Origin of the sequence: uncultured Thioclava sp. (genome assembly GCF_913064665.1) — a bacterium.
GTDB lineage: Bacteria > Pseudomonadota > Alphaproteobacteria > Rhodobacterales > Rhodobacteraceae > Thioclava > Thioclava arctica.
In genome coordinates this window covers 121191-147321 of the sequence record NZ_CAJYBT010000003.1, presented here as the reverse complement: position 1 = coordinate 147321, position 26131 = coordinate 121191, and the positions used below count along the sequence as shown (strand labels likewise).

23 protein-coding genes are annotated in these 26131 nt (G+C 60.3%); 9 read left to right on the top strand and 14 right to left on the bottom strand.

The genetic code is table 11. From position 1 onward, the window contains the following. The coding region (gene infB, locus QZ571_RS02295) for a translation initiation factor IF-2 (protein WP_295531078.1) at positions 1-1398 on the top strand (1398 nt) is incomplete at its 5' end. A gap of 354 nt (positions 1399-1752) precedes the next feature. Here infB and mutT read toward each other — a convergent pair. Genes mutT through QZ571_RS02280 form a run of 3 tightly spaced genes read right to left on the bottom strand, consistent with a single transcriptional unit; the run spans position 1753 to position 4438 of the window. Beyond that, positions 1753-2151: an 8-oxo-dGTP diphosphatase MutT gene (gene mutT, locus QZ571_RS02290; RefSeq protein ID WP_295531075.1), complete on the bottom strand. Its 399-nt coding sequence runs from the start codon at positions 2149-2151 to the stop codon at positions 1753-1755. Beyond that, positions 2148-3518 carry a bifunctional glutamate N-acetyltransferase/amino-acid acetyltransferase ArgJ gene (gene argJ, locus QZ571_RS02285; protein ID WP_295531072.1) on the bottom strand — a complete coding sequence of 457 codons (1371 nt, stop codon included), beginning with the start codon at positions 3516-3518 and terminating at the stop codon, positions 2148-2150. The genes mutT and argJ overlap by 4 nt, the downstream gene beginning before the upstream one ends. Before the next feature lie 17 nt (positions 3519-3535). Then, the gene (locus tag QZ571_RS02280) at positions 3536-4438 is read right to left on the bottom strand and encodes a peptidylprolyl isomerase (RefSeq protein WP_295531069.1); all 903 of its coding nucleotides are present in this window, start codon (positions 4436-4438) and stop codon (positions 3536-3538) included. A 189-nt stretch (positions 4439-4627) separates the two neighbouring features. Between QZ571_RS02280 and secA the strand changes: the two genes are divergently transcribed. Together secA and QZ571_RS02270 are read left to right on the top strand one after the other, a co-directional pair. Then, complete coding sequence (secA, locus tag QZ571_RS02275) at positions 4628-7309, top strand: preprotein translocase subunit SecA (protein WP_295531066.1); 2682 nt, start codon at positions 4628-4630, stop codon at positions 7307-7309. A 277-nt stretch (positions 7310-7586) separates the two neighbouring features. After that, on the top strand, positions 7587-8549 hold the full coding sequence (locus QZ571_RS02270) for a hypothetical protein (protein WP_295531062.1): 963 nt from the start codon (positions 7587-7589) through the stop codon (positions 8547-8549). Here QZ571_RS02270 and radC read toward each other — a convergent pair. From radC to dnaK, 3 genes are all read right to left on the bottom strand, one after another. Beyond that, positions 8540-9313, bottom strand: a complete 774-nt coding sequence (radC, locus tag QZ571_RS02265; protein ID WP_295531059.1) for a DNA repair protein RadC — start codon at positions 9311-9313, stop codon at positions 8540-8542. The two genes, QZ571_RS02270 and radC, sit on opposite strands and share 10 nt — an antisense overlap. 96 nt (positions 9314-9409) lie before the next feature. Next, positions 9410-10570: a molecular chaperone DnaJ gene (gene dnaJ, locus QZ571_RS02260; RefSeq protein WP_295531056.1), complete on the bottom strand. Its 1161-nt coding sequence runs from the start codon at positions 10568-10570 to the stop codon at positions 9410-9412. 76 nt (positions 10571-10646) lie between these two features. Then, a complete protein-coding gene (gene dnaK / locus QZ571_RS02255) occupies positions 10647-12560 on the bottom strand; it encodes a molecular chaperone DnaK (protein ID WP_295531054.1) in 1914 nt (637 codons plus the stop codon). A 199-nt stretch (positions 12561-12759) separates the two neighbouring features. Here dnaK and QZ571_RS02250 point away from each other — a divergent pair, with 199 nt between their 5' ends. Next, positions 12760-13380, top strand: a complete 621-nt coding sequence (locus tag QZ571_RS02250; RefSeq protein WP_295531051.1) for an alpha-ketoglutarate-dependent dioxygenase AlkB — start codon at positions 12760-12762, stop codon at positions 13378-13380. Between the two features lie 16 nt (positions 13381-13396). On the opposite strand, the gene smc is transcribed toward QZ571_RS02250, so the two are convergent. Then, entirely contained in the window at positions 13397-16855 is a 3459-nt protein-coding gene (gene smc, locus QZ571_RS02245; RefSeq protein ID WP_295531049.1) for a chromosome segregation protein SMC, read from the bottom strand. A 489-nt stretch (positions 16856-17344) separates the two neighbouring features. Between smc and QZ571_RS02240 the strand changes: the two genes are divergently transcribed. Together QZ571_RS02240 and QZ571_RS02235 are read left to right on the top strand one after the other, a co-directional pair. Further along, positions 17345-17701 carry a CidA/LrgA family protein gene (locus QZ571_RS02240; RefSeq protein WP_295531047.1) on the top strand — a complete coding sequence of 119 codons (357 nt, stop codon included), beginning with the start codon at positions 17345-17347 and terminating at the stop codon, positions 17699-17701. After that, the gene (locus tag QZ571_RS02235; RefSeq protein ID WP_295531045.1) at positions 17694-18407 is read left to right on the top strand and encodes an LrgB family protein; all 714 of its coding nucleotides are present in this window, start codon (positions 17694-17696) and stop codon (positions 18405-18407) included. Before QZ571_RS02240 ends, QZ571_RS02235 begins: the two co-directional genes overlap by 8 nt. On the opposite strand, the gene QZ571_RS02230 is transcribed toward QZ571_RS02235, so the two are convergent. The 6 genes from QZ571_RS02230 to map form a co-directional block, all read right to left on the bottom strand. Continuing rightward, positions 18404-19060, bottom strand: coding sequence for a trimeric intracellular cation channel family protein (locus QZ571_RS02230; RefSeq protein WP_295531043.1), 657 nt, complete (start codon positions 19058-19060; stop codon positions 18404-18406). The two genes, QZ571_RS02235 and QZ571_RS02230, sit on opposite strands and share 4 nt — an antisense overlap. Continuing rightward, a complete protein-coding gene (gene rnhA, locus QZ571_RS02225) occupies positions 19057-19521 on the bottom strand; it encodes a ribonuclease HI (protein WP_295531041.1) in 465 nt (154 codons plus the stop codon). Before rnhA ends, QZ571_RS02230 begins: the two co-directional genes overlap by 4 nt. After that, complete coding sequence (locus tag QZ571_RS02220) at positions 19514-20122, bottom strand: glutathione S-transferase family protein (RefSeq protein WP_295531039.1); 609 nt, start codon at positions 20120-20122, stop codon at positions 19514-19516. The genes rnhA and QZ571_RS02220 overlap by 8 nt, the downstream gene beginning before the upstream one ends. Positions 20123-20127: 5 nt before the next feature. Beyond that, a complete protein-coding gene (locus QZ571_RS02215; RefSeq protein WP_295531037.1) occupies positions 20128-20562 on the bottom strand; it encodes a DUF3429 domain-containing protein in 435 nt (144 codons plus the stop codon). Next, positions 20562-21509: a 4-hydroxy-3-methylbut-2-enyl diphosphate reductase gene (gene ispH, locus QZ571_RS02210; protein ID WP_295531035.1), complete on the bottom strand. Its 948-nt coding sequence runs from the start codon at positions 21507-21509 to the stop codon at positions 20562-20564. The genes QZ571_RS02215 and ispH overlap by 1 nt, the downstream gene beginning before the upstream one ends. A 67-nt stretch (positions 21510-21576) precedes the next feature. Then, entirely contained in the window at positions 21577-22386 is an 810-nt protein-coding gene (gene map / locus QZ571_RS02205) for a type I methionyl aminopeptidase (protein ID WP_295531033.1), read from the bottom strand. A gap of 116 nt (positions 22387-22502) precedes the next feature. Between map and QZ571_RS02200 the strand changes: the two genes are divergently transcribed. The 3 genes from QZ571_RS02200 to QZ571_RS02190 are packed head-to-tail and all read left to right on the top strand — an operon-like array spanning position 22503 to position 24909. Continuing rightward, complete coding sequence (locus QZ571_RS02200; RefSeq protein ID WP_295531031.1) at positions 22503-23231, top strand: molybdopterin-binding protein; 729 nt, start codon at positions 22503-22505, stop codon at positions 23229-23231. Continuing rightward, a complete protein-coding gene (locus QZ571_RS02195) occupies positions 23228-23953 on the top strand; it encodes a GNAT family N-acetyltransferase (protein ID WP_295531029.1) in 726 nt (241 codons plus the stop codon). The genes QZ571_RS02200 and QZ571_RS02195 overlap by 4 nt, the downstream gene beginning before the upstream one ends. Continuing rightward, positions 23950-24909, top strand: a complete 960-nt coding sequence (locus QZ571_RS02190) for an OmpA family protein (protein WP_295531028.1) — start codon at positions 23950-23952, stop codon at positions 24907-24909. The genes QZ571_RS02195 and QZ571_RS02190 overlap by 4 nt, the downstream gene beginning before the upstream one ends. Before the next feature lie 39 nt (positions 24910-24948). Here QZ571_RS02190 and QZ571_RS02185 read toward each other — a convergent pair whose 3' ends face one another. Next, on the bottom strand, positions 24949-25854 hold the full coding sequence (locus QZ571_RS02185; RefSeq protein WP_295531026.1) for a LysR family transcriptional regulator: 906 nt from the start codon (positions 25852-25854) through the stop codon (positions 24949-24951). Positions 25855-26131: the final 277 nt, after the last annotated feature.

Here is a 26131-nt window from a genome sequence, read left to right as displayed (position 1 = left end):
CATATCGGCGCCTATCAGGTGACCACCGAAAGCGGCGCGGTTCTGACCTTCCTCGACACACCCGGTCACGCCGCCTTTACGGCGATGCGCGCACCCGGTGCGAACGTCACGGATATCGTCGCGCTCGTTGTGGCTGCCGGTGATTGGGCGATGCCGCAGACGAGCGCAGCGGTCGACCACGCCAAAGCAGCCAAAGTGCCGATGATCGTGGCGATCAACAAATGCGACAAGCATGGTGCCGAGCCGCAAAAAGTGCGCACGCAGCTGCTGCAGCATGAAGTTGTCGTCGAGGCGATGTCGGGTGATGTGCAAGATGTCGAGGTTTCGGCCAAGACGGGCAAAGGGCTCGACAATCTGCTTGAGGCAATCGCGCTGCAGGCAGAACTGCTTGAGCTCAAGGCCAACCCGACGCGCGCCGCTCAGGGCGCTGTGATCGAAGCCAAGCTTGATGTGGGCCGTGGTCCGGTTGCGACCGTGCTGATCCAGAACGGCACCCTGCATCGCGGCGATATCTTTGTCGTGGGCGAGCAGTGGGGCAAGGTCCGTGCGCTGATCAACGATCAGGGCGCGCGTGTCGAAGAGGCGGGCCCGTCGGTTCCTGTCGAGGTGCTGGGCCTGAACGGCACGCCCGCAGCGGGTGATGTGCTCAACGTCGTCGAGACCGAGGCGCAAGCCCGCGAGATCGCCGATTACCGCGAGCAAGCCGCGAAAGACAAACGTGCTGCGGCCGGGGCTGCGACCACTCTGGAACAGCTGATGGCGAAGGCCAAGGCGGATGAAAGCGTGACCGAACTTCCGGTGCTGGTGAAAGCCGACGTGCAGGGCTCTGTCGAGGCGATTGTTCAAGCGCTTGAGAAGGTCGGCAACGACGAGGTGCGCGTGCGTATCCTGCATTCGGGTGTCGGCGCGATCACCGAATCCGATATCGGTTTGGCCGAGGCATCGGGTGCGCCGGTTATCGGCTTCAACGTGCGTGCCAACGCATCGGCCCGGACCACTGCCAACCAGAAAGGTGTCGAGATCCGTTATTACTCGATCATCTATGATCTGGTGGATGACATCAAAGCTGCTGCCTCTGGCCTTCTGTCGGCCGAGATCCGCGAACATTTCATCGGCTATGCGTCGATCAAAGAGGTGTTCAAGGTCACGGGCGTGGGCAAGGTTGCGGGCTGTCTCGTGACCGAAGGTGTTGCCCGCCGCTCGGCTGGTGTGCGCCTGCTGCGCGACGACGTGGTGATCCACGAAGGCACGCTCAAGACGCTCAAGCGCTTCAAGGACGAGGTCAAGGAAGTGCCCTCAGGTCAGGAATGCGGTATGGCGTTTGAAAATTACGACGATATCCGCCCCGGCGATGTCATCGAAATCTTTGAGCGCGAAGAGATCGAGCGCTCGCTCTGATTCTGGTAGACTGACGACAATAGAAAACGGGGGCTCTGACGGGCCCCCGTTTTTCGTATTTCACAGCGGGCATTCAAGACGCACCGCAGGGCAAACTTAGCCGCAGACAGGCCGACCTGCAAAAAGGCTGTCACCCACGCGCACAAGAATACGTCCACATTCAAGTTTGCGTTCAAACACGCCCTGAATAGAAACGCTGCTACCAATCAAAATTGTTCTGAGCATGCTGATATCTCCTTCTCCCTGAGACAGGTTTGGAAAAAATCTTAACAAATTGCAAATGTAATCCGCATGGTTGTTCGCAATTTGTTATATACGCAGCGCCTTGTGGAAACGTTTTCGTTCCCAGCGCGGCTACAACCAGTCACGCAAGATCGGGATAAGTGGCTCATCCGCAGGGGGCATCGGGTAGTCGCGCAGGTCTTTCGCACGCGCCCAAGTCAGTTTCTGCCCCTCTTGCGGGGACACGATTCCTTGCCACCTACGGCAGGCGAACAGCGGCATAAGCAAATGAAAATCATCGTAATTATGGCTGGCGAAGGTCAGTGGCGCAAGACAGCTTTCCTTTGTCTCAATGCCCAGTTCTTCACGCAACTCGCGGATCAGGCAAGCTTCGGGGGTTTCGCCCGGCTCGACCTTGCCGCCGGGAAATTCCCACAAACCCGCCAAAGATTTGCCCTCAGGACGTTGAGCCAGCAAAATTCGACCCTCAGCGTCAATCAGGGCCACGGCCGAGACCAGCAGCAGCTTCACGAACGGTAATCCGCGTTGATGTCGATGTAGCGATGGGTCAAATCGCAGGTCCAGACCGATTTGTTCGCTCGCCCAAGCCCCAGATCAACCCCGATCACCAACTCGTCGCCCTTCATGTAGGCGCTGGCATCGGCCTCGGAGTAGCTTGGCGCGCGCCAGCCCTTCTCGGCCAGCACCATATCGCCAAACGAGATCGTCAGCTTGTCACGATCCGCCTTGGCGCCGGACTTGCCAACGGCTGCCACCACGCGGCCCCAGTTGGCGTCTTCACCCGCGATTGCGGTTTTCACCAGCGGAGAATTTGCCACCGCCATCGCGACCTTATGGGCATCCTCGGCGCTGGCAGCACGGGTCACGCGCACTTCGACGAATTTCGTCGCGCCCTCGCCATCGCGCACCACCTGATGGGCAAGATCCATCATCACAGTGCGCAGGGCGGCTTCGAAATCTTTCGCCACTTGCGACCGCAGATCGTGGATTTCGCTTGCCGGAGATTGCCCCGTCGCGGCCATGATCAGCGCGTCAGAGGTCGAGGTATCGCTATCGACGGTGATCGCGTTGAACGTGTCATCGACCTGCCGCGACAGCATCTTTTGCAGCCGTGCGGGCGTGATCTTCGCGTCGGTAAAGATATAGACCAGCATGGTCGCCATATTGGGCGCGATCATCCCCGAGCCCTTGGCGATCCCGGCGATGGTGATCGGCCCGCCTTCGCCTTCGATCACGGCACTGGCACCCTTGGGATAGGTGTCTGTCGTCATGATCGCGCGCGCCGCATCTTCGATGCCGTCCCCTGACAAGCGTTGCGCCAGACCATCAACCGCCAGCACGATGCGCTCAAAGGGCAGCGGCTCTCCGATCACCCCGGTCGAGGACGAAAACACCCGACTAATAGGCAGATCAAGCGCCTTGGCCACGGCTCCGGTCACCATATCGACCGCTTTTTGACCATTTTTACCAGTGAACGCATTGGCGTTGCCCGAGTTGACGATAATCGCAGCGCCCGCGTCTTTGGGCACGCGCATCGCCAGTTTCGACTGACAATCGAGCACGCAGGCGGCGCGGGTCGACGAGGTGGTGAATACCCCCGCGATCGAGGCCCCCGGCGCGATGCGCGCGAGCATCACATCGGTGCGCCCGGCATATTTCACCCCCGCCGCAGCGGAGGCAAATTCGACTCCCGCAATCGCGGGCAATTCCGGGAAATGGGCGGGCGCGAGTGGCGAAACAGAGACCGACTTTGCCTTGGCTTTCGCTGGCGCAGCGGTGGAAACATCGGATGTCAGCGCCTTGACCTTGGCGCGCAGCTTTTTGACCTTGGCCTTCAGCTTAACGTCCTTATCGTCCTTCTTCTTCTCTTTCGCCATCACGCCCGCCGTTCAGATCAGTTCCCCAAAATCGACTGATCCTTCAGCACGGACGGATCAATCCCTTGCGTCATCTTGTCGATTTTCGCGGCGTTCACAACATCCGTCACACGCTTTTCGACAGCTTGCTGACGAATATCGCCTTCAAGTTTCTTGCGCACATCTGCCAGTTTGGGGGCGTCGACCATTTTTGTGCCGATCAGTTCCACGACATGCCAGCCATATTGCGTCTGGATCGGGCCTACGACTTCGCCATCCTTCATGCCCACCAGCGCATCGCCAAACGGTTTGACCATGTCAGCCAGCTTGAACCAACCCAGATCGCCGCCATTGGCTGCTGCGCCATCGGTCGAGTATTTCTTCGCCTCATCGGCAAATTTCGCGCCGCCGTCGATCTCTTTCTTGATCTTCTCGGCCTCTTCCTTGGTTTTCACGATGATATGGGCGGCGTGATATTCCTTGGTCGGCTCGGCCTTGGCATATTTCGTATCGTAGGCTTTTTGAACGGCTTCATCGGTCACGGCCTTGTCGGCAGTGTAATTGAGCAGCGAACCAGACAGGTAGGCGCGTTTTTGCACCTCAAGCGCGATCTCGTCGCGATGGGTCATGCGTTTTTCGCCGATTTCGGCCAACGCGGTCTGCTGGATCAACTGTTGCAACACGCCTTCAAACAGCTTGTCATCGGGCAAAGACTGATATTGCGCGGGCAGGCCATCGCGCACCGTAATCATCTGGCCCAGCGTGATGTCTTTGCCATTGACCGTTGCAACCACCGTGTCAGCGGTCAGATCGGTGCGCGGCTTGGCCGGGGTTGCGGCCTTGGCGGCATCGCTTGCAGGGGCCGGGGTTTTGGCGTCTTCGGCCATTGCAGCCCCGCCGATCAGGGCCAGTACTGCGACGCTTGCGAAAAGTCTTGTCATTTTGGGCATCCTTGCCACTCCATCTTGGCCGCGTCCTTGGGCGGCGTTGACACTGTGACGGTCGCCGCTTACATCGCCTAAGGTCTGTAAGAGGCGCACCGCCCTTGTTTCGTTCGCTGTTCTAACAGGCCCGCTCGGCGCGACAAGGCGCTCGGTTACACGAAATGGTCAGATACCCCCGGAGAATACATGCTTGGCATCGGAACAGTCGCAAAGAAGGTCTTCGGAAGCTCGAATGACCGCAAAGTGAAGTCGGTGCGCCCGTTGGTGGCGAAGATCAACGCGCTCGAACCTGAATTTGCCGCACTCAGCGATGAGGGAATCATCGAAAAGACGCGCGAATTCCAGCGTCGGGTGCAGGAAGAGGGTGAGAGCCTCGACAAAATCCTGCCCGAAGCCTTCGCCAACTGCCGCGAGGGGGCGCGCCGTGCGTTGGGTCTGCGGGCCTTTGATGTGCAGCTTGTGGGCGGAATTTTTCTGCATCAAGGCAATATCGCCGAGATGAAGACGGGTGAGGGGAAAACCCTTGTCGCAACTTTTCCGGCCTATCTGAACGCGCTTGCTGGCAAGGGCGTGCATATCGTGACCGTTAACGACTATTTGGCGCGGCGCGATGCGGACTGGATGGGCAAGGTTTACAATGCCATGGGGATGACCTGCGGTGTCGTTGTGCCGTTCCAGCCCGATGGCGAGAAACGCGCCGCCTATGCCGCCGATGTCACCTATTCGACGAATAACGAACTGGGCTTTGACTATCTGCGCGACAACATGCGCACCTCGGTCGAGGAGATGGCGCAGCGTGGCCATTTCTACGCCATCATCGATGAGGTCGACTCGATCCTGATTGACGAGGCGCGCACGCCGTTGATCATTTCGGGACCCTCTGATGACCGCTCAGAGCTATATATCACCCTCAATGAGTTCATCCCGAAGCTGACGGAAGAGCACTATGAGGTGAACGAGAAAGACCGCAACGCGACGCTTACCGAAGAGGGTAACGACTATCTCGAAAAGCTTCTGCTTGAAGGTGGAGTCTTGCCCGAAGGTCAGTCGCTTTATGATCCCGAGAGCACCACGATCGTGCACCATGCCAGCCAAGCCCTGCGCGCTCATAAACTGTTCTTCAAAGATCAGAACTATGTCGTCGCAGACGGTGAGATTGTTCTGGTGGACGAATTTACAGGTCGGATGATGAAGGGGCGTCGTCTGTCAGATGGCCTGCATCAGGCGATCGAGGCCAAGGAAGGCGTCGAAATTCAACCCGAAAACGTGACGCTCGCCTCGGTGACGTTCCAGAATTATTTCCGCCTCTATAACAAACTTGGCGGCATGACCGGTACGGCTGCGACCGAGGCCGACGAATTCGCCGAGATTTATTCGCTTGGCGTTGTCGAAGTGCCCACCAACCGCCCGATCGCGCGTAAAGACGAACATGATCGCGTCTATCGCACCGCACGCGAGAAATATGAAGCTGTAATCAAATCGATCGAAATCGCCCATAAAAAGGGCCAGCCAATGCTTGTTGGCACCACCTCGATCGAGAAGTCCGAGATGCTGTCGGACATGCTCAAAAAGGCGGGCATCGCGCATAGTGTGCTGAACGCGCGCCAGCACGAGCAAGAAGCCAAGATCGTCTCGGATGCGGGGCGTTTGGGTGCTGTGACCATCGCCACCAACATGGCGGGTCGCGGGACCGATATTCAGCTTGGCGGCAACGTCGATATGAAACTGCTCGAAGAGCTGGATTCAAACCCCGACGCCGATCCTGATGAGGTGCGCGCGCGCATCGAAGCAGAGCATGCTGACGAAAAGGCCAAAGTGCTTGAAGCGGGTGGTCTGTTCGTTCTGGCCACGGAACGCCATGAAAGCCGGCGCATCGACAACCAGCTGCGCGGCCGCTCGGGTCGTCAGGGCGATCCTGGTCGTTCCCTGTTCTTCCTGTCGCTTGAAGACGATCTGATGCGGATCTTTGGCTCGGACAAGCTGGATGCGGTGCTCTCGAAACTTGGCATGAAAGAGGGCGAGGCGATCATCCACCCTTGGGTGAATAAGTCCCTCGAGCGGGCGCAGGCCAAAGTCGAAGGCCGCAACTTTGACATCCGCAAACAGCTGCTGAAATTCGACGACGTGATGAACGATCAGCGCAAGGCGATCTTCTCGCAGCGCCGCGAAATCATGGAGAGCAATGAGGTCGATGAAATCGCGCGCGATATGCGGGTGCAGGTGATCGACGATCTCGTGGACACCTATATGCCGCCGAAATCCTACGCCGATCAGTGGGATGTCGAAGGTATGCATGCGGCCTTGATCGAGCAGCTTTCCATCGATCTTCCGATTGCAGCCTGGGCCGAGGAAGAGGGCGTGGATCAAGATGTCGTCGCCGAGCGCATCGTGGCCGCGACCGACGCGGAAATGGTGCAAAAGACCGAGGCCTTCAGCCCCGAGCAGATGCGCATGATCGAAAAGCAGGTTCTGTTGCAGACGATCGACGGTAAATGGCGTGAGCATCTGGTCACGCTTGAACATCTGCGCTCGACGATCAGTTTCCGCGGCTATGCGCAGCGTGACCCGCTGTCGGAATTCAAAACCGAAGGCTTCCAGCTGTTTGAGATCATGCTGGATGGGCTGCGCGCAGATGTCTCCCAACAGCTTTCGCGTGTGCGCCCGCTAACCGCAGAGGAGCAAGCGCAAATGCTGGAAATGCAGATGCCACAAAGCGCCGCTGCAGAGCCTGAAGCTCTTGAAGGCGCAACGCCCGCACCCGGCTTCGTCGAGACAGATCCCACGACATGGGGAGATCCGGGCCGCAACGACCCGTGTCCCTGTGGTTCGGGCAAGAAGTTCAAACATTGCCACGGTCAGCTGGTCTGATCTCGGCATGAAGGGGCGGCTTCGGGTCGCCCCTTTTGTTATCTGCGCTACAGTCCATCGCCCAAATCCGACAATCTCGATGCTATCGGGCAAGAATTGGGCGGCCATGCGGCGAGACTGACTTCGCGCTCCGCATCTGGTGTTTGGTTAACGCTATCCCACCATAGATTGCGACACATTGTGTTCCTGATTTGGAAACATTTCCCCATTCCCGCCCAAGCTTCGCCGTGATCGCTTGGTAGCTTCATCCGAAGGCAAGAATGCTGGAGGAAAACATATGCGCAAACTCCAAAAAGTGACGTTGGTAGCCGGGACGTTCCTTCTGGCGGCGGCGACCGGGCACGTCATGCAAAGCGTGAGCCCCGATTTTTCGGCATTTTCGCCCCCCAGCCCGACGAGCGGCGCGATGGTGACAGGCCTATCTCTGCCCAATCCTCAGCCGCGTGTTCAGCTATCGGGCATGACCGTTTTGCACAATCCACCGACGCATCGCATTGCGCAGGATACTGGAGTGGGCGCGATTCCGGAAATGCCGGCCGCAAGTGACTCAGGGTTCGTGAATCTGCAAAGCACCGCTTGCAAAGATGCCTCTCTTGATCTGAGCCTTGTGCCGCCCGGCGCGGTCTCGGTAGCACTGACGGCGGGCTGTGCGCACAATGATACGTTGAATATTCATGAAGGCACCCTGCACATCGCTGCCCAAGCGGATGCCGAGGGAAATTGGCAGGGCTTGCTCCCCGCGATGCAGACCAAAAACACAATTTCTGTGCACAACGCGTCCGGGCCGGTCGCATCCGGCACCATCTCGGCTCCCGAGGTTGCCAAACTGGATCGCGTGATTTTCTCGGCTGATGCCGGGTCCGAAATGCATCTCAATATCTATGAAAAAGGGGCCGGTTTCGATGGTGCGGGCCATGTCAGTGTTGCCACCCCGCGCACACCTGACACGCCGATGGGTGGTTTCATGATGCACTATCAGGGTCCCAAAAACAGCCAGATCGAGGTCTATACTGCCCCTGCGACTTTAACGCCCGTGCGCATGCAAATTGAGACCGAAGTCACCCCGAAAAATTGCAACAAAACCATCACTGGTTCGATTCGCCGGGTGATTGCGGGGAAAAGTCAGGCGGCGGTCCCGATTGCCATCGACATGCCCGATTGCGAAGCGATGGGACAATTCGTCGTCTTACCACTGTCCGACTTTCAAGAGGCGCGCAGCAAGCAGTTGGCTCAAAAATAGCCAGCCGAACGCAGGCTGATTTCGGTACTTTTCCCGATGATCAGATGGTCATGCACCACGATTCCAAAAACCCCGGCGGCCTGTTCAATCTGACGAGTCATCGCGATATCGGCCTCTGACGGGGTTGGGTCGCCCGAGGGATGGTTGTGCACGAGAATTAGCGCCGAGGCGTTGAGTTCCAGCGCGCGCTTGACGACCTCGCGCGGATACACGGGGACATGATCAATCGTGCCCTGCGCCTGCTCCTGATCCGCGATTAGCACGTTCTTGCGGTCCAGATAAAGCGTGCGAAACTGCTCTGTTTCACGATGGGCCATCGCAGTGTGGCAGTAATCTATCAGCGCCTGCCATGAACTGAGCATCGGCCGGTTTATCACCCGCGATCGTGCCAAGCGTTGCGCCGAGGCCTCCACAATCTTGAATTCCTGGATCACCGCCTCGCCCACACCACTCACCTCGCGCAGCCGCGCAGGCGAGGCAGACACGACACGGCCAAAATCGCCAAAGGTTTCCAGCAACCGATGAGCCAGCGGTTTGACATCCTGACGCGGGATGGCACGAAACAGAACGAGTTCTAGCAGTTCATAATCCGGCAAGGGCTGCGCGCCCCCTTGCATAAAGCGGGTACGCAACCGCTCTCGATGATCGCGCAGATACGACGGTTGACGCCCTACAGGTCCGGCCAAAGCCATTGCGCGCGCTTCATCGGGATCCGCAAAAAGCGGCAAAGCAGATTCGTGAAAGGAGGACGGGCGCTGGCTCATTCCCGGAGATTGGCTGATTTCAGGTGAACAAACCGTTAAAATCAGAACAAACCATGATTTTTCGGATATAGAAAAAGGCGCCCGAAGGCGCCTTGATCAATTGGTCATCCCTTCCCAGAAGCTTTTGACTTTCTTGAAGAAACTCGCACCTTCCGGGTTGTTTTCGGCTTCGATCTCCTGAAATTCGCGCAAAATTTCTTTTTGCCGCGATGTCAGATTCACCGGAGTTTCGACCGCCAGTTCGATGAACATGTCGCCCACGCCACCCCCGCGCAGCGCGGGCATACCCTTTCCACGCAAGCGCATCTGGCGGCCCGACTGGCTGCCCGGCGGGATCTTCACCCGGCTCCGGCCACCATCAATTGAGGGCACCTCAACCTCGCCACTCAGCGCGGCGGTCACCATTGAAACGGGGACACGGCAATGCAGATCGGTGTTGTCGCGTTCAAACAGCGCATGTGGCGCGACCTCGATAAAGATATAGAGGTCGCCCGAGGGACCGCCGCGCAGCCCCGCCTCACCCTCGCCTGCATGGCGAATTCGGGTGCCCGTCTCGACCCCCGGAGGGATGTTGACCTGCAACTGACGCTCAACCTCGACACGGCCCGCGCCGTGACATTTCCGGCAGGGATTCTTGACGACCTGACCTTGGCCACCACAGGTGGGACAGGTGCGCTCAACCGTGAAAAAGCCGTTTTGCGCGCGCACTTTGCCCAGACCGGAACAGGTCGGGCAGGTTTGCGGCTCGGCACCGCCTTCAGCCCCGGTGCCATTGCACGAGGTACAAGCGGCCGAACTGGGAACGGTGATGGTCTTTTGCGTGCCCGAGAAGGCCTCTTCGAGAGTAACCCGCATGTTGTAGCGCAAATCCGAGCCGCGTTGCGCGCGCGAGCGCCCGCCGCCGACGCCGGGGCGGCCGCCCATGAAATCGCCAAGCAGGTCTTCGTACACATCCGAGAAAGCTGAGGCGAAAGCGCCCTGCCCTGGACCGCCGCCATAGCCGCCACCGGGACGGCCACCGCCCATGCCACCCTCGAATGCCGCATGACCAAAGCGGTCATAGGCCGCCTTTTTGTCAGCGTCTTTCAGGACGTCATACGCTTCGTTTGCTTCTTTGAACTGGGCCTCGGATTCGGGATTATCTTTGTTGCGATCGGGATGCAGCTCTTTGGCCTTGCCCCGATAGGCTTTCTTGATTTCCTCGGCCGTGGCGCCCTTGGCGATGCCAAGAACCTCATAATAATCGCGTTTTGCCATCGGCTACCCCTTTTGGGAGAACATGGAAACGGGCCCGCCTTGTTTTCGGCAGGCCCGATCCAACATTCATCCGCGCTTATTTGCGCTTGTCGTCGCCCATATCTTCGAAATCGGCATCAACGATATCGTCATCGACATCGCGCGGACCGTCTTCGTCGGGAGCGTCGCCCTGACCGGCTTTGTCCTGCTCGGCCTTATAGATGGCCTCGCCAAGTTTCATCGCCGCTTCGGTGAGGTTTTGCACCGCACCTTTGATCTTGCCGACCTCATCGGTCTTGAGGGCTTCTTCCAGCGCATTGGCCGCCAGTTCGATCACTTCGACCGTCGAGGCATCGACCTTGTCGCCATGCTCTTCAAGCGATTTACGCGTCGAGTGCAGCAGCGATTCGCCTTGGTTGCGGGTTTCGACCAGTTCCTTGCGGGTCTTGTCGGCTTCGGCATTCGCCTCGGCATCCTGCACCATCTTCTCGATCTCATCATCCGAGAGACCGCCCGAGGCTTGGATCGTGATCTTCTGCTCTTTGCCGGTGCCTTTATCTTTGGCCGACACGCTGACGATACCATCGGCGTTGATGTCGAAGGTCACCTCGATCTGAGGCATACCGCGCGGAGCCGGCGGGATGTTTTCAAGGTTGAACATACCCAGCAGCTTGTTGTCGGCTGCCATCTCACGCTCACCCTGGAAGACGCGGATCGTCACCGCGTTCTGGTTATCCTCGGCGGTCGAGAAGATTTGGCTCTTCTTGGTCGGGATCGTGGTGTTGCGGTCGATCAAGCGGGTGAACACGCCACCCAGCGTTTCGATACCAAGGCTCAGCGGGGTCACGTCGAGCAGCACCACGTCCTTGACGTCGCCTTGCAACACGCCAGCCTGAATGGCTGCGCCCATCGCCACGACCTCATCGGGGTTCACGCCTTTATTGGGCTCTTTGCCGAAGAAGTTGGTAACCTCTTCCACGACTTTCGGCATCCGGGTCATACCACCGACCAGAACGATCTCGTCGATTTCGTCCTTGCTCACGCCAGCATCTTTCAACGCGGCAGCGCAGGGCTTCATCGAAGCTTTGATCAGATCGTTCACAAGGCTTTCCAGCTTCGCGCGGGTCAGCTTCATGACCATGTGCAGCGGCGAGCCGTCCTTGCCCATCGAGATGAAGGGCTGGTTGATTTCGGTCTGGCTCGACGAAGACAGCTCGATCTTGGCTTTCTCGGCGGCTTCTTTCAGACGCTGAAGGGCCATCTTGTCTTTGGTCAGATCGACGCCGTGCTCTTTTTTGAACTCGTCAGCGAGGTAGTTGACGATCCGCATGTCGAAATCTTCACCGCCAAGGAACGTGTCACCATTGGTCGATTTCACTTCGAACAGGCCATCGTCGATCTCAAGGATCGTGATGTCGAACGTACCACCGCCAAGGTCATAAACGGCAATCGTCTTGGTTTCTTTGCGATCCAGACCATAGGCCAGCGCAGCCGCGGTCGGCTCGTTGATGATGCGCAGCACCTCGAGGCCAGCAATCTTGCCCGCGTCTTTGGTCGCCTGACGCTGAGCGTCGTTGAAATAGGCCGGAACGGTGATGACGGCTTGCGTCACTTCTTCGCCCAGATAGCTTTCAGCGGTTTCTTTCATCTTCTGCAAGATCACAGCGGACACCTGCGCGGGGGAGTATTTCTCACCCCGAACTTCGACCCATGCATCCCCATTGCCACCATCGACAATGTCATAGGGCACGAGTTTCTTATCCTTCTCGACCTCTGCATCCGTCGTGCGACGCCCGATCAGGCGCTTAACGGCAAAGACGGTGTTGGACGGGTTGGTGACGGCCTGGCGTTTTGCCGGCTGGCCGACCAGACGTTCATCGTCGGTATAGGCGACGATCGAGGGCGTCGTGCGCGCCCCTTCGGAGTTTTCGATCACACGGGGCTGCGCGCCGTCCATGATAGCCACGCAGCTATTGGTGGTCCCGAGGTCGATGCCGATTACTTTGGCCATGATATTCCCTCTCTTGGCGATATGGTGGGGTGCGGGTCCTGTAAGGCACCCGGCCCCTATCCCTTGGGTTTAGGTTTCAACTCTCTGCCCAGACGCGTTACTGGTCCGCGACCGGCTTGGGTGCGTATATAAGGAGGCCTAATTCGGGCTGCAAGAACCGTCCCCCTATGAAGTCCGCGGGAATTTGACGAAAATGCCGATGGAAACCGAAAAACGACCCGCCGCGCAGAAGATTCGCGGATTTTTGCATTATCCGGGCTGGTTGAGCCCGCCAGAACAGCGCGCGCTGCGCGATGATCTGCGTGGCGTGGTGGCCGCCGCGCCGCTATTTTCCCCGATGACGCCCTATGGCAAGGAAATGTCCGTGCGCATGACCTCGGCGGGCCGGTTCGGCTGGGTCTCGGATCGGCGCGGCTATCGCTATAGCGAAACCCATCCCAACGGCTCCCCTTGGCCCGCCATTCCGCCCTCAATTTTGGCGATCTGGAGGGCCGTTTCGGAGAGCGCGCGCGATCCAGAATGTTGCCTGATCAATTTCTACTCCGAAGGCGCGAAAATGGGCCTGCACCAAGATCGCGACGAGGCAGATTTCGGTCATCCCGTGGTGTCGATCAGTCTGGGCGATGACGGGTTATTTCGGATCGGCAATAAGACACGCGGCGGCAAGACCGAAAGCCTCTGGCTACGCTCGGGCGATGTGATGGTGATGGAGGGCGACGCGCGGCTGCTGTATCACGGAATCGACCGAATCGCGCCGGGCACCTCGACATTGCTTCCCAAAGGCGGGCGCATCAATATCACTCTGCGGGTGGTGACCTGAACGCATTGTCGCCGCGTCAGGCGACCAGTGCTTCGGCCTTTTTCAGATCGACCGAAACAAGCTGACTGACGCCCTGTTCCTGCATCGTGACGCCAAACAGACGGTCCATCCGCGCCATCGTCACAGCGTGGTGCGTAATGATCAAAAACCGCGTGTCTGTGCGCCGGGTCATCTCATCCAGAAGATCGCAGAACCGGGTGACGTTCGCATCATCCAGCGGCGCGTCGACCTCGTCGAGCACACAGATCGGCGCCGGATTGGCCAAGAATACCGCAAAAATCAGCGCCATCGCGGTCAAAGTCTGCTCACCGCCCGACAGCAGGCTCAATGTGCTCAGCTTCTTGCCCGGCGGTTGGCACATGATCTCAAGCCCGGCCTCCAGCGGATCATCGCTTTCCACCAGTTCCAGCTTTGCCGTGCCGCCGCCAAAAAGATGGGTGAACAGCGTGGTGAAGCTTTCATTGACCTGCTCAAAAGCCGTCAACAGCCGCTCGCGCCCCTCGCGATTGAGCCCGGAAATGCCGGCGCGCAGTTTGCGGATCGCCTCTTCCAGATCGGATTTCTCTTTAACCAGCGCGTCGTGTTCAGTCTCAACTTCACGCGCATCTTCCTCAGCACGCAGGTTCACCGCCCCCAAGGCTTCGCGTTGCCGCTTGAGGCTGTTGACCTGTGTCTCCAACGCCTCGACATCGGGCATTTTATCCGGGTCACCCGCAAGCGTTTCCAGCAGTTGTTGCGGCGTGCATTCCGACTCTTCGCTGATGCGCTCTGCGGCATGAGTCACCGTTTCGCGCGCGGCATCAACGCGGGCTTCGGCGCGAGCGCGGGATTCGCGCGCCTCACCTGCCAGCCGCTCGGCGTCACGCTCGGCCAGTTGGGCCTCGCGCAAGGCGGTTTCCGCCGCCGACAGCGTGTCCGAGGCCGTGGCCAGACGCGCCTCTGCCGTGGTGATCGCTTCTGACAGGTCAGACCGTTTCTCGGCCAGAATCTCGGGAACAGCCCCCGCCTCGTCCAGCTCATCCTCGGTCTCAAGCTTGCGCGCTTCCAGTTCCGCCGAGCGTTTCTCGGCCGTCTCAAGACGATGCCGCCAGCCCGACATTTCCTTGGTGATTTCCTGACGCCGCTTGAGGCGCGCCTCACCCTCGCGGCGAATTTCGTCATGCGCGGAACGCTTGGTCATCATTGTCATGCGCGCGGCTTCAACCGTCATCTTGATCGCATCGACATCAGAGCGCGCGGCAGCCAGATCGGGCAAACCGTTCAGGGTGTTTTCCGCATCGCGCAAAGCCATACGCGCGCCGCTGGCCTCATCTTCGTGACGCGTTACGGCGAGCTGCGCGCTTTCCAGTTTCGAGCCCGCAATCGCGCGATCGCTTTCGGCGCGTGACAAGGCGCGCCCGGCCTCAGCCAGCCTGCGGTCGGCCTCGCGGCGGGCATCGCGTGCGGCGGCATCGGCGCGGGTCGCCTCGGCCAGATGTGCGGTCAGCATCTCATGGGCTTGGCGCGCCCCTTCGGCGCGGGCCGAAATTTCCTCAAGATCACGCTTCAATTCGACCAGACGGTTGAGCTGTTGCAGGCGCAAGGCCGCCGCCGTGGGCGCATCTTCGGCCCCGGCGCGAAACCCGTCCCAGCGCCACAGATCACCCTCACTCGAGACCAGCCGCTGGCCGGGGCGCAGCTGTTCCTGCAAACGCGCGCCCTCGTCCCAATCCGCAACCAACCCGATCTGCGAGATCCGGCGCGCCAGCACGTCGGGCACCTCAACATGATCTGACAGCGGCTCGACCCCGACAGGCAGCGCCTGCGTGTCGTCATAGCCCGCCAGCACCTGCCAACCCGTCGCCTCATCCCCCGAAACCTCGGGGGCGCGCAGATCATCGGCCAAAGCCGCGCCCAGCGCCGCCTCGTAACCCTTGTCGACGCGCACGCGGTCCAGCAATTGCGTGCCACCCGCACTTTCGCGCTCAACCAGCCGTGCCAAAGCCCCGACCTCGGCGCGCAACGCCCCAGCCTCGCCCTCAGCCTCGGATCGCGCCGCGCGCGCGGTACTTTCGCGCGCCTGAATTTCGCCGCGCGCATCATCGGCGGCGGCAAGCGCCTCATCGGCGGCTTCGGCTGCGGCCTGCGCTTGGGCTTGGGCGGTTTCGGCCTCGGTGAATTCTTCGGAAGACTGCGCCAAGGCGGACTGAGCGGCCTGCGCGGCCTGTTTCGCCTGCGCGGCGGCGGTTTCAGATTTCTCGGCCGTTGCGCGATTATCCGTGACCAACCGCTGTGCCGATTGGTGCCGCGCCGCGAGGCGGGCGACATCTTCGGTCAGCTCCGATAGCCGCGCTTCGCGGTCCTGCAAAATCGTGGCCGCCTCATGCGCATCATCGGTCGCGCGCGCCAGCTTGTCCTCATGCCCCTCGGAGGCCTTGGTGATTTGCCCCTGCTCCCATTCGAGCCGCTCAATCGTTTCGCCCGCATCGCGGTTCAGCCCCGCCTCACGGTCCATATCGCGCATCAACTGCTCGATCCGGCCCTGCAAAGTAGCGATCCGGGCGCGCGCCTGATCTTCTTGATCAGACAGCGCATCACGTTCGACCACCAGCCGCTGCAAGATCGCCGCCGCCACGGTCTGTTCCTCACGCAAGGGCGGCAAAGCCTCGTCGCGCGCGACACGGATAGATTCGGCCTCGCGCGCCGTGCGTTCGGCTTGCGCGGCGTTGGTGACCTGTTCGCGCAGTGCAGATTGCGCCGCCTCGCGCGCCAGATCGGCCTCACGCCAACGGCGATACAGCAACATCCCCTCGGCGCGGCGCAGATCATCGCCAATCGTGCGATAGCGCGCGGCTTGGCGGGCCTGACGCGCAAGCTGCGCCAGTTGCGCGGCCAGCTGTTCGATCACGTCATCGACGCGGAGCAGGTTCTGCTCGGCCCCGTTCAGCTTCAACTCGGCCTCGTGGCGGCGTTGATACAGACCGGAAATCCCCGCCGCTTCCTCTAGAATACGCCGGCGCGCCTTGGGTTTGGCGTTGATCAGCTCGGATATCTGGCCCTGCCGCACCAGCGCCGGGCTATGCGCGCCGGTCGAGGCATCGGCGAACAGCATTTGCACATCGCGCGCGCGCACATCCTTGGAATTAACCTTGTAGGCCGAGCCCGCATCGCGGGTGATCCTCCGAATGATCTCCAGCCCGTCACTTTCGTTAAATCCCGACGGCGCGAGGCGTTCGGTATTGTCGATCTGCAACGAGACTTCGGCAAAGTTGCGCGCCCCACGCGAAGACGCGCCCGCAAAGATCACATCCTCCATCCCGCCGCCGCGCATCGCCGAGGGGCGATTTTCGCCCATCACCCAGCGCAGCGCCTCAAGCAAGTTGGATTTACCGCAGCCATTGGGCCCGACAACACCGGTCAGCCCATCGTGGATCACCAGATCGGTGGGGTCCACGAAGCTTTTGAAACCGTTGAGACGTAGCCGTGAGAAGCGCAAATGCCCTGCCTTTCCGAATCTGCGAAGCGTTAAGAAGTGTCCGCAGCCATGGCGCTCGAGTCAACCAAAACGCACCTCATATCGATGCGCAGGCGCGCTTATCCACAAGATATTGGCGTATTCCCGCGCAGATCTGTCGGGTCATGGCCCAAAGGCAGAGCTGCGCGAGATAGCGCGCCCTGAGCGCCTCGAATGGACAAACGCACGTGACGGCAATGCCGTTGAGGATCGCGATGACGATCAATGTCGGCTTCATCCTTGGGATGGTCTTCGTACCCAGCCTGTGATCGGTCGTGGAATATCGGGTCCCGCTGCCGACCTGAATGGTGCTGCATCTTAGTCGGTGTCATTTCGGGCGCATTGCGGCACAGCCGGTGCCTACCGAGTAATTCTCCTCCTTTAAGTCAGAGGCCGCGAAGGATCTCTCGCGCGACCTTTTTCTTATGCGCGGCATGCCCTAGCATCACGCCAACCGCCAAGGAGTCCCCGATGATCCCCGCATTGTCCTTGATCTTGATGTTTCAACTCGTCGGAGAAATCCTGTCGCGCGCCCTTGTGTTACCGTTGCCGGGACCAGTGCTGGGCATGATCTTTCTGCTCATCGCGCTCAGTGCATCGGAGCGTGTGCGCAACGTCGTGCGCCCGGTGGCGCAATTCATTCTTGCGCATCTGTCGCTGCTATTCGTGCCCGCTGGTGTTGGGATCGTCGCCCATCTCAGCGATCTGCAAGAGCACGGCTTTGGCTTGGCGCTGGCGCTGGTGGTCTCGACGATGGCAGCGATCATCGCAGGAGCTGCGGCATTCGTATTCGTGGCCAAACTGATCGGGAGCCGCGCTGATGACTGATCCGTTCAAGCTATGGTCCTATCTGTCTTCGGAACCGCTGTTGTGGCTTTGGGCCACGCTGCTGGCCTATTGGTTGGGCGATTTGATCTTTCGCATGACGCGGCGCAGCCCGTTCGCCAATCCGGTGATGATCGCCGTGGTGCTCCTAGGCAGCGTGTTGCTGGCGACCCATACCCCTTACGAGCGCTATTTCGACGGGGCGCAGTTCGTTCATTTCATGCTGGGCCCGGCGACCGTCTGTCTGGCAGTGCCGCTTTATGACAATCTTCCCAAGGTCAAACGCGCGCTTTTGCCGATAGCGGCAGGGCTGATCGTGGGCTCGACCACCGCGGTTGTCAGCGTGCTGGCGATTGCCAAGGCGATGGGGGCGGGGCCGATCTTGTTGGCCTCGCTTGCGCCGAAATCGGTGACAGCACCCGTGGCCATCGGGATTTCGCAGCAGTTGGGCGGAGAGCCATCGCTGACCGCAGTACTGGTGATCATCACCGGCATGATCGGCGCGATCGTGGTGACGCCGATGCTCAACCTTTTGGGCTTTCGCGACTGGCGTGCGCGTGGATTGGCGGTGGGCGTTGCGGCTCATGGCATCGGCACCGCACGTGCCTTTCAGGTGCATGAAACGGCGGGGGCTTTTGCCTCGATCGGGATGGGGATGAACGCGGTGCTGACGGCGTTTCTCGCGCCGGTTATCCTCAGTCTGTTCTAGAAATTGCGCGGCGGGCGAGGTTTGTAGACCGGCAAGGTCCAGCCAAACCGTAGCGATCCCGCGCGCAACACAAAGGTCGTCGCCGCACAGATCAGCAGCGCCGTGAACCGATCAACCCCTAGGCCACTCGCAATCAGCGCGCTGGCAGCCCCCGCAAAGGCGCAGCTTAGATACAGCTCGCCCTGTTTAAGCATCAAGGGCACCTCGTTGCACACCACATCGCGCATTAGCCCACCAAATGACCCGGTCACGACGCCCATGATCAGCACGATCACCGGCCCGTGGCCCAGCTTCATCGTGATCGCGACGCCCGCAGGCACCGCTATGGCCAGCGCGCAGGCATCCAGCCACAGCAGCGCGCGATAGCGGCTTTCCAGCAGATGGGCGGTGAAAAACACCACGACCGCGGCCCCGGCGGCGATCACCACAAAGGTCGGATCGCCCACCCAGAACACCATGTCACGCCCCAGCAACAGATCGCGCAGCGTGCCACCGCCCACCGCCGTCAGCGCCGCGATAAAGATGAAGCCCACGAGATCCAATTGTTGGCGCGAGGCCACCAGCGCCCCGGTCAGCGCGAAAACCAGCACCGAGGCGTAATCGAGCCCGGTGCCGATGGGTAGATCGCTTAGCCACGCGGGCAGCGGGCTCATCCGGCTTTGCCCAGCTTGAATGGGGCCATGCCGGCGCGGGCCAGTTCGTCAGCCAGCTCGTTCTCGGCGTGGCCGGCGTGGCCCTTGATCCATTTCCACGTCACCGAATGGCGCGCCTGCGCCGCATCGAGGCGTTGCCACAGATCGACATTCTTCACTGGCTTCTTGTTCGCGGTTTTCCAACCGTTGCGCTTCCAGCCGTGAATCCAACCGGTCACACCGTTCTTCACATAGGCCGAATCGGTGGTGATGGTGATTTCCGAATCTCGCTTCAGCGCCTCAAGCGCGTTGATCGCGGCCAGCAATTCCATCCGGTTGTTGGTGGTATCGGCCTCGCCGCCCTTGAGCCTGCGCTCTTTGGCGATCCGCGCGCCATCCATCGCGCGCATCACCACGCCCCAGCCACCGGGGCCGGGATTGCCGCTGCACGCGCCATCCGTCCATGCGTGAATCTCAGCCATCAAGCCCCACATATCCATCCAGCGCCGCGATCCGGTCCAGCCACGCGCCCAGCGCCGGGAAAGGCGACAGATCGAACCCACCACGACTTTCAGCGGTGTGGGTATAGGCGTAAAGGCAGATATCGGCGAGGCTGATCGCATCGCCCACAAGCCAGTTTCGGCCCTTCAGCGCATCCTCCATCACCTGCAATAGCGCATTGCCGCGCTCCAGCAGATCGGCCAAGCGTTGCGGCGTGGCCTCGGGTTTGCGATGCGCATAGTGCAGCAGGGCGGCGCGCACTGCGATCACACCCTCATGTTGGTTTTGCTCCCAGAACATCCATGACAACATCTGCGCGCGCGCAAAGGCGTCTTGCGGGAAGAAATTGCTGCCCTCGCCCAGCCAGAACAGGATCGCATTGGATTCTCCCAACACCCGGCCATCGCTCAGATGCAGGGTCGGTGCTTTGCCAAAGGGCAGCGCGCCGCTTTCATGGGCCTTGGCCAGCGCTTCGGTGTCATATTCCACATCAATGCACTGATAGGCGCGCCCTTGCAGCGCCAGCAGCAACCGCACCTTGTAGCTATTGCCCGACGAGGGCATCGAATACAGCGTCATCATATTATTCAGGTCCTTACCAAGGCCACCAGACAGGCCACGACCACCACCGTCAGCCCAAGGCGCAACTTCATCCACCAGCCAGGGGCCAGCCCGCTGCTTGCAAAGACATAATCAAGCGGTAGCAACAAGATAAACCCGATCAGCAGGACAAAGTTGATCGGCATCCCCAGCACGGCCAGCAGGATAAAGATCAGGATCGGCGCGATGGAAATCGCATAGCCCGCGGACCACTCGGCCTTGGCGGCAAAGCCCCAAAGACAGCCCGCCATAAAGCAATAGATCATCAGCGCATAGCCCAGCACCGCCACGCGCGGATCGACCATGCCCGGCGGTAGCAGCGCGCCGGTCTGCACCACCAACACGCCCCAGACAAAGGGGATCAGCCCGGCGACGCCCAGCATCAGCGCCAGCCCCGGAATGCGCGGTCCGATCGCGCGCATCACGCGGTCTCGCGCAGCACGCGCGGCACTTTGAACTCGATATCTTCGCGTGCGGTCTCGATCTGATCGACGGTCAGGTCATAGCGGTCGCGAAAGGCCACTATCACCTCGTCGATCAGCACCTCGGGCGCGCTCGCCCCGGCTGTTACGCCCACCGCCTTAGCGCCTGCAATGGCACGCCAGTCGATATCATCAGCGCGCTGCACGAGCTGCGCATAGCCACAGCCCGCCGCGCGCCCGACCTCGACCAGACGGCGCGAATTGGACGAATTAGGCGCGCCAATCACCAGCAGCGCATCAATCTGCCCCGCCATCGCCTTGACCGAGGCCTGACGGTTCGTCGTGGCATAGCAGATGTCTTCTTTCGCGGGCCCGACGATCGCGGGAAACCGGTCTTGCAAAGCCGCCACGATGGCCGCCGTATCATCGACCGACAAGGTGGTTTGCGTGATGAAGGCCAACTGATCGGGATCGCGCGGCGTAATCTTTGCCACGTCCTCGATCGTTTCGACCAGCAGCACTTCGCCCTCGGCCAGTTGCCCCATCGTGCCCAGCACTTCGGGGTGACCGGCATGACCGATCATCACCATCTGATGACCATTATCCGAGTGTCGCTCGGCTTCTTTGTGCACCTTGCTCACCAGCGGGCAGGTCGCATCAACATAGATCATCTCGCGCCGCTCAGCTTCGGCGGGCACGGATTTGGGCACACCATGAGCCGAGAAAATCACCGGCCGATCCGTCGGGCATTCGTCCAGCTCTTCGACAAACACCGCGCCTTTGTTGCGCAACGTATCAACGACATATTTGTTATGCACGATCTCATGGCGCACATAGACCGGCGCGCCCCATTTTTCGAGCGCCATCTCGACGATCTTGATCGCCCGGTCCACGCCCGCGCAAAACCCGCGCGGGGCCGCCAGATAAAGGGTCAGGGAAGGTTTCATCGCGCTCTCCTTCGGTCTGGTTACTGACCTAATGCGGGTATTGGCGCAGGTCCAGTGGCCGCGTAGCTTAGCGCCAAGTCGGATGGAAACGCCCTGCCGGTGAGAGTGTGAAAATATCCACCCCATCCGCCGTGACGCCCACCGAATGCTCAAACTGCGCGCTCAGCGATTTGTCCCGCGTCACCGCTGTCCAGTCATCGGCCAGAACCTTGGTTTCAGGGCGACCCAGATTGACCATTGGCTCGATCGTAAAGATCATGCCCTCTTCCAGCATCGGCCCAGATCCCGCGCGCCCGTAATGCAGCACGTTTGGCGGGGAATGAAATACTTCGCCCACGCCGTGACCGCAGAAATCGCGCACCACTGACATCCGGTGACCCTCGACAAATTTCTGAATCGCATGGCCGATATCGCCGAAGGTGTTGCCCGGCTTGACCTGCTCAATCCCGATCATCAGCGCATCATGAGTGACCTGAATCAGCCGTTCGGCCTTGCGTGACAACGTGCCCGCCACATACATCCGCGAGCTGTCGCCAAACCAGCCGTTCAAAATCACAGTCACGTCGATATTGACGATATCACCGTCTTTAAGGCGCTTGTCGCTGGGGATGCCGTGACAAACGACGTGGTTAATCGAGATGCAGCTTGCGTGGCGATAGCCGCGATAGCCAATCGTGGCCGAGGTCGCACCCATCTCGCCGACGCGTTTTTCGATAAACGCATCCAACTCGCCGGTCGACACGCCGGGCTTCACGAGATCGGCGACCTCGTCAAGGATCTGGGCCGTGACCTGGCTCGAGGCACGCATTCCCTCGAAATCATTTTGGTCGTAAATGCGAATGCCGTCTTTGGTCACACGGCCGTGGCTATTGTCCAAGGCTCTACTCCTAACGCTTTTGCGCTTTAGATAGTCACAATTACACCGCTTGGCCAGTGCCCGGCCTTTCCCGCGCAGGGGCTGCGCCCTATACCAAGGCAAAAGGAGGCCAATCCATGCCCAATCCCACCGCCGCAATCTTGATTATCGGAGACGAAATCTTGTCCGGGCGCACCCGCGAAGGCAATGCCCATTTTCTTGCCAGCAAGCTGGTGGAACACGGTATTGATTGCCGCGAAATCCGCGTCATTCCCGATGACCACGCCGGAATCATCGAGGCGGTGCGCGCGCTGTCAAAGCGGTTCGATCATGTATTCACCAGTGGCGGCATTGGCCCAACGCATGACGATATCACCGCCGATGCGGTGGCCGAGGCGATGGGCGTCGGCATAGATGTGCGCGACGATGCGCGTGCGCTCTTGGCCAAGCATTACGCCGCGCGCGATACTGAATTCACCGCCGCACGCCTGCGCATGGCGCGCATTCCCGATGGCGCGACGCTGATCGACAACCCGGTTTCGGTCGCGCCCGGGTTCTCCTGTGACAATGTGCATGTAATGGCAGGCGTGCCCAATATCTTTCAGGCGATGGTTACAGGTCTGCTGCCGCGCCTGACCGGAGGGGCGCCCGTGATCTCGCGCAACTGGCAGGTGATGGAGGCGGAATCGACAGTGGCCGATGAGCTGCGCGCGATTGCGGGACAGTTCGGCGATCTTTCCTTCGGTTCCTATCCCTTTGTGCAAGAGGGGCGCTACGGCACTAATCTCGTGGTGCGCGGACAGGACCCCGCGCAGGTTGAGGCTGGGCTTGGCGCACTGAAATCAGCCTTTCCGGAGGGGCAATGAGCAAGGACCCAAGCACCATCCCAAGCACCATCATTGACGCCACTTGGCCTGCGGCAGCTACGCAAGTTGCGGGCGGCTTCTTGATTCGCGAGGGGCAAGGCGGCGGCTCACGGGTGAGTTGCGCCACGCTGATTGCTCCGTTCGGTGACGCCGACATAACCGCTGCCGAGGCCGCGCATCGCGCCTTGGGCCAGACCCCACGCTTCATGATCCGCCCCGAGGACAGCGCGCTGGATGCCGCGCTCGAGGCTCGGGGATATATTGCCTATGACCCGGTCTTTCTGTGGTCCGCCCCGATCGCGCAGATGCAGGGAGAGGTGCCCCCTGTTACGGCGTTCGCGCATTGGCCGCCGCTGCAAATCGCGCGCGATCTTTGGAGCGAGTTGGAGGTCGGCCCCGAACGCCAAGCGATCATGGACCGGGTGACAGGGCCGAAGGTCTGTGTGCTGGGCCGCAAACAAGATCGCGCCGCCGGGGTCGCCTTTGTCGCGATGCACGAAGGCACGGCGATGTTGCACGCGCTCGCGGTCGCGCCGCAATTTCGGCGCAGCGGGCTGGCGCGCGTGATGGTGCATGAGGGCGCGCGCTGGGCGCTGGCGCAGGGGGCCAGCCAGTTTGAAATGCTTGTCACCCATGCCAATGACGCCTCGAACGCGCTGGCGCAAAGCCTCGGGATGACGCAACGTGCTGGCTATCACTATCGCCGGGAGGGCGGAAAATGAGAGGCGCGGCTTTCGTCTTGATGTTGGTCCTAAGCGGCGCACCTGCGCTGGCAGAGCCGCTCAACCTGACCCTGCCCGCTGGCGCCATTCAAGCGGACCAAGAATCAAGTCCTGCCACCAGCTATGCGCTGGCTGTGGGGCCGTGGAAGGGCGATTCGATGCAGACGCTGGCGCTGGAAGGCGCGCGCAGCGACACCGCTTGGCGGCTGCGCGCGAACCAGAATACCACGCTGCAATTGCTTGCTACGCTGCGCGAACAGCTTGCTCAGGCGGGCTATACGATGCTCTATGAATGCGACACCGAGGCCTGCGGCGGGTTTGATTTTCGCTACGCGCTTGATTTGCTGCCCGAGCCCGCAATGCATGTCGATCTGGGCGATTTTCGCTATTTCGCGGCACATAAGGGCAATGACTACGTGGCGATCACGGTCTCGCGCAGCTCGGAATCGGGCTTTGTCCAGATCACGACGATAAGCGTGCAAGACGTCACCCCGATCGTGCCCGACAATCCGCTCGCGATCCCGCAACAATCCGCACCACTTCCCGGCAGTGCGGCAGCAACGGCCCTCTCACCATCGGTCTTTGCGGCACAGTTGGAATCGCAAGGCTCGGTCGCACTGGATGATTTGGACTTTGCCAGCGGCGAAGTGGCGCTGGGCTCGCGCGAGTATGCCTCGCTCAAAGACTTGGCCAGCTATCTGTCGGACCATCCCAAAGCGCAGGTGGTTCTGGTCGGCCATACCGATGCGGTCGGTTCCTTGGCGGCCAATATCGCGCTGTCCAAACGCCGCGCAACGGCCGTGCGCGCTAAACTCATTGCCGATTTTGCCGCCAACCCGGCCCAGATCAGCGCCGAAGGGGCAGGCTATCTGGCTCCGCGCGCCAGCAATCTGACGAAAGAGGGCCGTGAGAAAAACAGGCGGGTCGAAGTGGTTCTCACTTCGACCCAAATGTGACAGCGTCCGACGGATAGAAAGCACTGTGGGAGGGAAAACTTACCAGTTGTCCGGGCCACGCTTCTCAAAAGTGTTGGCCAGGAAATCAATGAAAGCGCGCACTTTCGGCTGGGTAAAGCGGCCCGGCGGATAGACCGCGTAAATGCCCAGCGTTTCCATCGGCAATTCGGGCATGGCCTCTTTGACAAGGCCATCCTTGAGCGCCTCGGCGTATAGGAAAGACGGCAGATAGGCGATGCCAAGCCCCGCGATCGCAGCATGCAACAGCGACTGCCCGTCATTGACCGTCAGCCAGCCATTGGAGCGCACCTGACGCCGCTCGCCCGAGGGCGCGGTCAGCTTCCAGACATTACCAGCCGATTGGTTGGAATAATGTAGCAACTTGTGCTCGTTGAGATCGTCGATTTTTTGCGGGCGACCATAGCGTTGGAAATAGCCCGGCGAGGCGATCATACGGCGCGAGGTCTCGGTCAGTTTGCGCGCGCGCAGGCTGCTATCTTCCAGCTCGCCCACCCGGATCGCCATGTCGAACCCTTCCGAGATCAGTTCAACATAGCGGTTATTGAGAACCATGTTCACGGTAATCTCGGGAAACTCCTGCAAGAACTCCCCCAAAACCGGAGAGAGCAGATTGACCCCGAAATCGGTCGCGACTGAAATGCGCAACACCCCTGAAGGCGCCAGTTGCATTGAGGTTACCAGCGCATCCGCCTCGCCTGCATCATTGAGCACACGGCGTGCCCGGTCATAATAGGCCAGCCCAATTTCGGTCGGGCTCACGCGGCGCGTCGTGCGATTGAGAAGCCGCGCCCCAAGTCGCGCCTCTAGTGCCGAAACATGCTTCGAAACAGCGGATTTGGAAATACCCAGCTTTTTCGCGGCATCGGTGAACCCCCCCTGATCCACGACCATCGCGAAGGCTTCCATTTCAGTCAGGCGATCCATATGCGCACCTTTTCGGTCTCGGTTTATTGCTTGTTCGGGAACAGTTCTGGCCCCCAATTCGGGCGCAAATGGGGCCAAGGGGGGACAATACCGCGGTATTGTCACACGTTGGTTACTATTGAGAAACGATAGCCGCCCTTGCGCGAAACATCCCACCGGCAGGCGCAGCCGCCTTTCTACCAACGCTCACATGCGCGCAATCACACCCGAAAAGCAGCGTGACGCCGCGTTTGGCGTGACAAGATCGCGGTGCGCTTTCACAGTGACGCGCAGGTTA